The 5,907-nt window shown below is 68.0% G+C and carries 7 protein-coding genes; 1 reads left to right on the forward strand and 6 read right to left on the reverse strand.

Features of this window, described 5'->3' with window-relative positions:
• Window positions 1–794: 794 nt before the first annotated feature.
• The 6 genes from TR46_RS23720 to TR46_RS23745 all read right to left on the reverse strand — a co-directional run bounded on the left by TR46_RS23720 (window position 795) and on the right by TR46_RS23745 (window position 5,261).
• A complete protein-coding gene (locus TR46_RS23720; protein WP_042404643.1) occupies window positions 795–1,262 on the reverse strand; it encodes a hypothetical protein in 468 nt (155 codons plus the stop codon).
• Complete coding sequence (locus tag TR46_RS23725; RefSeq protein WP_052433051.1) at window positions 1,259–1,900, reverse strand: helix-turn-helix domain-containing protein; 642 nt, start codon at window positions 1,898–1,900, stop codon at window positions 1,259–1,261. Before TR46_RS23725 ends, TR46_RS23720 begins: the two co-directional genes overlap by 4 nt.
• 291 nt (window positions 1,901–2,191) lie before the next feature.
• Window positions 2,192–2,374 (reverse strand): hypothetical protein, encoded by a 183-nt coding sequence (locus TR46_RS23730; protein WP_042404645.1) that lies wholly within the window; start codon window positions 2,372–2,374, stop codon window positions 2,192–2,194.
• A gap of 59 nt (window positions 2,375–2,433) precedes the next feature.
• Window positions 2,434–3,204: a hypothetical protein gene (locus TR46_RS38245; RefSeq protein ID WP_052433052.1), complete on the reverse strand. Its 771-nt coding sequence runs from the start codon at window positions 3,202–3,204 to the stop codon at window positions 2,434–2,436.
• Window positions 3,201–3,824: an RNA polymerase sigma factor gene (locus tag TR46_RS23740; protein ID WP_042404647.1), complete on the reverse strand. Its 624-nt coding sequence runs from the start codon at window positions 3,822–3,824 to the stop codon at window positions 3,201–3,203. Before TR46_RS23740 ends, TR46_RS38245 begins: the two co-directional genes overlap by 4 nt.
• A gap of 540 nt (window positions 3,825–4,364) precedes the next feature.
• Window positions 4,365–5,261 carry a hypothetical protein gene (locus TR46_RS23745; protein ID WP_042404649.1) on the reverse strand — a complete coding sequence of 299 codons (897 nt, stop codon included), beginning with the start codon at window positions 5,259–5,261 and terminating at the stop codon, window positions 4,365–4,367.
• Window positions 5,262–5,459: 198 nt separating this feature from the next.
• Between TR46_RS23745 and TR46_RS23750 the strand changes: the two genes are divergently transcribed.
• A complete protein-coding gene (locus TR46_RS23750; RefSeq protein WP_042404651.1) occupies window positions 5,460–5,750 on the forward strand; it encodes a hypothetical protein in 291 nt (96 codons plus the stop codon).
• The last annotated feature ends 157 nt before the right edge of the window (window positions 5,751–5,907 follow it).

A 5,907-nucleotide genomic window follows, 5' to 3' on the forward strand; every position in this document is an offset into this window, starting at 1 on the left:
GCGCTCCACCCGGTGGCCGTTCAACTGCAGCTGAGGCTTCGTCACATCCTGAGCATACATGACCAGCGCCAGTCTGAGGGTCGGCTTCGCCAATGGGTGACTCGTTCGGGCGACACTGCCTATCTAGTGCGCTGGCATCGAATGATGCACTGTGTATAGTTAGGATTTTTGAGCGCCTACTTACATGGGTGCCTGAGTTTCTGCCGGATCCCGCCAGGATTTCACCTCGCAGCCACCGTTGGTAATTCACGGGCGGGGGCAGGATATGCGTTTTGCATTCCGGTTGTTATTCGCCTGTGCCATGTAGGGCGGAAGGGGGCGGCACCGGCGGCCTGTGGGCTGGCCACAGCACGCCGGTCAGTCGGCGTCCAGAGCACGGCGTTGCCCGGCGCGTACGGGCCTGTGCCAGGGAGCGCGGGCTGCGCGCCGGGTGACGCCGTGCCCGGCCTGGGTCCAGGGCGCGGTAAGCGGCCCTGGTACCCCAGGGCGGAAGTGCCTGCGGCACCCGGCAGATGCTCGGGTGTGTCGGTCGTTGCCTGTGGCGCGTGTAGGCGGTAACGCGCGCGCACGCGCTCTAGAGCGTTGGCGGCTGCATTTGCGCAGGTGGGAACGGGTGCTGTGGAAAGTTATGTCAGTGCAGCACTGACATAACTCATGCTGGACGTCAGACAGCGCTGACGTATCGGACGCGTTTGGTGTGGCTACACACACCAAAGTTTGACGGTGGGTCAGTGGGGCGGAGCAGCAGAACGGCGCTCCACCCATGAGGTGCAGCGCCGTGGTGGTGCCGGCGGTTAGCGCACAAGGCGGGGGCGGAGCGTGGCGACCTTGGATTCGGTCTTCTTGCGCAGGCGCTCGCGTTCCTGCTCCTCCAGGCGGTGCTCGTACTCTTCCTCGAAGTCGCCTTCGTCCAGGCGCTGCTCGCGGGGCAGGGCTTTGAGGGCGCGGGCCTGGTCGGTGGGGGTGTCGTAGGCAGCGATCATCGGGTTGAGCTGGAACTTGCCGCGGCCGGCGACGGTGACCAGGCGGGCGGCGACCAGGTGCTGCATGGCTCGGCTGATGAGCCCGCGGTCTATGGCCAGGCCTGCGGCGAGCCGTTCGTGGGTGGCCTTGACCAAGCCACCGCTTTCCTGCTCGGTGAGCAGGTGGAGCAGCAGGACGTAGGCGGTGGGGGGCAGGCGGGGCACGTAGGCGAGGCCGTTGAAGCTGCCCCAGAGAAGGGGGCGCGGCTGCGGGGTCCACTCTGTTGCTGCGGACGTCATGACGTCCCTCCTTCCGGGGTTCCGGGCTTGGGCCGGGTGTCCAGCTTCGCACCGGAAGCCGCGAGTTCGCGGAACGCCTCCGGTGCGTCAAGATCCTCCCGGATCTCGAAGAGCAAGGCCAACTGGTCGACCTTCTCGGCCTTGGCGTCCGCGCTGCGTGAGGCGTTCCTGGGCTTGCGTAGGCCACCTCGCAGGCTGACAGCGGGGTTGAGCTGGTAGACGCCGCGGCGGACCTTGCGCAGGGCTCCGTCGGTCTCCAGGACGTTGTACACGCGGGCGACGTGGGAGCGGGAGTAGCCGAGGGAGTCGGCGACTTGCTCCTGGGTGGCTTCGATCAGGCCGCCGGGCTCCTGACTGCCCATCAGAGTGAACAGCACCACCAGGACGAAGCGGTCGCCGTCGTAGCGCAGGGCAGCCCAGCGCATGAACTCCATGCTGTCCATGGAGAACTCTTCACCGACGAAACCGGTGCTGGTGGGCAGCGGGAAGACCTTCGCGCCGTGGCCCGGTGGCAGGTCGATGCTAGGGGGCGGTGTTCCTCGGTAGGCGCTGGGTGGCGGCTTGGGGCGCCGCCGCCGGCTGCGCGACGGCGCGACGGACGGCTTCGGGTCCTCGCTGCCGCTGGTGGCTGCGCTCATGGGGGCGGGGTTCTCCTTGATCTACCGGGGCGTCAGAACCCTATCTGAGCGTGTGGCTACACACACGGAACTTGGTGTCGCCACGCACACGAAAGTCGGGGTTGTGTCAGTACTGGGCTGACACAACCCCGGGTGTCCATACCAGGCGCGCTCACCCTGGCTGCGCTCACCCTGGCTGCGCGGAGTTCAGTGCGTGTTCCGCCGGGATGACCGGTAGCGGCTACGAGTGCTGCCTTGCCATGACGGGGCCCGGACGGACCATGCCGACGCGTGCGATCCCTGTTTGTCGGGTCATGGGTTCCGGTCGGTGCGACGCATGAGGATCTTCAGTACGGTGCGGGCGTCGTGGCGCCGCTGGGCATTGGGGGCGGCCACAGCGGCCAGCGCGATCGTGGTGATGGTGAGGGCGTACAGGGCGGCGCCCGCGCCCAGGGTGTCGGCGCCGCGGGTGACCAGGGTGACGAAGGTGGGCATGAGGGCTGCTTTCCGGGTGGGCCGGGGCCGCCGGATGGGCGGCCCCGACAGGCTGACTGCTAGGCGGCGGAGCTTCCTGCGAAGGCGGCGAAGGTGGCGGTCAGGGCCTCGTCAGGCGGAGCCTCTGCTGCCAGTCCCTGGTGGTTCCTGTCACCGTCGGCTGTGCTTTCGCTGGTGACCACGCGCTGGACCTCGGCTCGCAGCACGTCGTCGGGCGCCACCGCGCCGGTTCCGACGTCGCCGGACTTGCGGGCGAACAGGGACAGCAGGGTGTGGAAGTTGTCCACTGGCGGGGCCAAGGTGCCGAAGCCGTAGCTCACGAACGCGGGGGTGTGTGGGGTCGGAGGGTAGACGCTGTCGACGCCGCCGGGCACGGCCACGTCGAACCAGTACTGGGCCTCGCGCAGGTCGCCGTGCTGCACCTTGAGCAGGTACAGGCAGTAGGCGGAGACCTTGTCCTCGGCGCCACCGGAGAACCGCCACCAGAACTGGGCGTTGTCGTCGTGGCCGGTCAGGTGAAGCAAGCAGCCGAACACCCTGGCCCCTTCCGCGCACGGCAGCTGCGGTCCGGCGGTGGCGTAGTCCGCGAGCCGGCCCAGTTCCAGGGCAGCGCTCGGCTGGTTGATGACCCAGCGGGACAACGACTCCAGCTTCGTGCGGGCCCGCAGGGCTCCGGTCCACCACGCGGGCTGCGAGTAGGTGCCGGCGCGGTGGCGGTCCACGTCCGCGGCCAGCCGCCGCAGTCCCTCGGCCTGGTCCAGCGGGCTGCCCGGGGGCCAGCCGCGCCGCGCGGAGGCGGCCAGGGCCAGGTCGAGCTCGTCCTCGGTCATGCGATCTCCCCTTCGATTGCTATGCGCTGCACCGGGCCCCCGAGCAGCTTGCGCAGCTGCCGCCGGGCCAGGCGGCGGTGGTGGTCCACCGTGTTCGGGTGCAGCCCCAGCAGCCACGCCACGTCGCGGCGCGAACGCCCCATCAGGTAGAGCAGCACCATCACGTCGAACTGACGTGCCGGCAGCTGGGCAATGGCCTGGCGGACCTCGTCCTGCTCGGCAGCGAGTTCCAGGCGGCTGGACGCCATGGCGTGGCCGAAGGTGATGCGCCAGAAGAAGCTCGGGCTGCTGTTCACGTTGCGGCGGCTCTCGTAGGCCACCGCGGAGCGCAGCACTTCCCAGGTACTGGCCTCCAGTTCAGGTTCGTCCAGCAGGTCCGACCAGGCCACCGCGATGATGTAGACGAACACCTCATGGATCAGCTGCCAGGCTGCGCCGCTGTCACCCAGGACCGTCTCGGCATACCCCTGGTAGGGCCCGACATGGCTGAGGTAGAACGCCTGGCAGTCCAACGGCAGGACCACCGGCTCGGCCAGCACCTGCCAGGGCGGCGCCTCGCGGTCCGACCACCCGTCAGGGCCGCCGGTGGAAAAGAACGGCACCTCGGAGTTCTCGGTCATGACCGGCCCTCCGGTGCGGTCCGGTATCGCACGGGCCCGGGACGCTGCTGCCTCGCCCCTCGGGCCACCCACCCCAGACGTACCCCAACCAGGATGTTGCTCATGGCGTTCAACGGTGCTCGCTTTCACGCGCGCAGGGCGCCCGCCCTCCGAGCGGGCGCCGAAGGCTCCATGCCTTTGAGGGTTAACCCAATCGATTACGAGACCCGAACACACATGCCCATGGGTAAAGAAATCACCATGTGATCACGAACTAGTACCACGTTTGATCATCAGACGCGTGAGGACCACAGCCGCCACACCGAGATCCCCAGGTCACACGGTCGAGGGTCGCTCAGCAGCCGCGCGACGCCACGGTGGGCACACGAGACGCTGTTGCGTACATCACACCCAGTGCATCAGCCACCACGGATCGTGGTGGCCGCACGCAGGGACTGAAACCCCACAAGGAGCCGACGCAGCGTCAACTTGCCTCCCTGCGGCACCGCGTGGGGGGAACCCATCACTGGGCGGCTGACACCCCTGCGGCACGTCGTCGGGCTACGGCTTCATGGCTTCCCGGATCGGTTCCCTCAGTTGCCTGATCTCTGCGAGTGCCGCGCCGTGGCCGAGCCATTGGAAAGCCCGAATCGCGGGTTGAGCTGCGGCGTCTATGCAGGCGGAAACGGCGAAGCGGACGAAGTCCGCGGATGTGCGGGGCATGAAGACGTTGGCCCCGGCCGTGTCCTTCTCGCTGGTGTAGGCGTAGAGGATTCGCCAGAGTTCCGCATGCGCGGTGCCGGAGAGGAACGCGTAAGGGCCCTGGGGCGCGTCTTGTCCAGTCTGCTCCATGAAGCGCTCCACCAGCGTGGTGTAGTCGAGCGGCCGCTGCTTTGCAGCTCCGACCCATCCGCCCTTCGGACCGAAGTCGTCCTGGATGCCAAGAGCAACCCGCTCCTTGTCCGTGTCATCGATGGTCTTCCCATGGTCCGAGCTGACGGTGTAGCCCATTTTGGCCGCGGACTTCTCCAGGGCGGCGGCGGTCTTCCGTTCCAGGAGTAGTCGGCGTACGACACGCTCGCGGCCGCCGATGCCTGGCTCCAGGAGCCACCACGCCTGCGATGCTGCTTCCAGGGCACTGCGCACCAGAGACTCGATGGACATCGCGGAGCTTGGACGCAACAGCAGAAGCATTCGGACGGCATGAGCGTGTTCGAGTGCAGCACGCATCAGGACCTCCGCCACCACGAGCGTGATGCTGCCCGGGTTCGGTCCCCACGAAATGCCGTCGCTGCGTACCAGCGCAGCGGTCTCGGATATCTCGTCGGATGCGTCCGACTGCCAGGCCGGGCTCATGCGACCGGCGACGCGCCGGCTGACGACGTCCAGGAGCTCGCCGAACGGAGCTGCCCAACGATCAACATGAGCGGGCGTGAGAGCAGCGGAGGTTGTCGTCATCGGCGGTCTCCGCCAGGTCCGAAGGTGGGCATCATGCGGTCCAATCTGGTCACCGCCATAGGTGGCGGCGAAGTACCGGTTTGTTTCAGAGGAGCAGAACAACGCCGGGTCCCGCGAAACGATCGCGGGGCCCCTTTGTGTCAGTCGCTGTGCCCTGGCGGGACCGGAGTATCGTGCCCCCGCCCGTAGGCTGACGCCATGCACTCGATCCCCGCCAGGCCGGCTCCGAAGGTTACCGCCGCGCACGTCCGCACCCTGCTGGGCTCCTCCGTTGAACATCCGGTGCTCTACATCAGCTACGGCGAGGGCACCGAGTCGGAGCTGGACGTGTGGTCCGCGGAGCAGGTCTTCGAGGCCGACATCGTCATCACCCGCGCGACCGCCGTCGACCTGCTCGGTGGCGAGGCTCCCGACGGCGAGACCGTCACGGCATTCCTACAGGGGGCCCAGCAGGCCGTGGACCAGATGATCTCGGTCAAGGACTTGTGAGAGAGGCCGACCACGTTCACGCCCGGTACGACGGCGGCCAGGTTCGCACCGCCTGGAGCACGCGCCCGGGCCGCAGGCGCCGCACCGGCCCCCGCCGACAGCTGAGGGGGAACGGTGCGGCGCCACGCGCGGTGACACTTCGAGTAGCGGCAGCGGG

Source organism: Streptacidiphilus carbonis, from assembly GCF_000787775.1.
In the GTDB taxonomy this organism is placed as follows: domain Bacteria; phylum Actinomycetota; class Actinomycetes; order Streptomycetales; family Streptomycetaceae; genus Streptacidiphilus; species Streptacidiphilus carbonis.

Coding starts and splice junctions, on each gene's coding strand:
- TR46_RS23745 (WP_042404649.1), bottom strand. CDS start 5,261: ATGACGACAACCTCCGCTGCTCTCACGCCCGCTCATGTTGATCGTTGG.
- TR46_RS23720 (WP_042404643.1), bottom strand. CDS start 1,262: ATGACGTCCGCAGCAACAGAGTGGACCCCGCAGCCGCGCCCCCTTCTC.
- TR46_RS23750 (WP_042404651.1), top strand. CDS start 5,460: ATGCACTCGATCCCCGCCAGGCCGGCTCCGAAGGTTACCGCCGCGCAC.
- TR46_RS38245 (WP_052433052.1), bottom strand. CDS start 3,204: ATGACCGAGGACGAGCTCGACCTGGCCCTGGCCGCCTCCGCGCGGCGC.
- TR46_RS23740 (WP_042404647.1), bottom strand. CDS start 3,824: ATGACCGAGAACTCCGAGGTGCCGTTCTTTTCCACCGGCGGCCCTGAC.
- TR46_RS23725 (WP_052433051.1), bottom strand. CDS start 1,900: ATGAGCGCAGCCACCAGCGGCAGCGAGGACCCGAAGCCGTCCGTCGCG.
- TR46_RS23730 (WP_042404645.1), bottom strand. CDS start 2,374: ATGCCCACCTTCGTCACCCTGGTCACCCGCGGCGCCGACACCCTGGGC.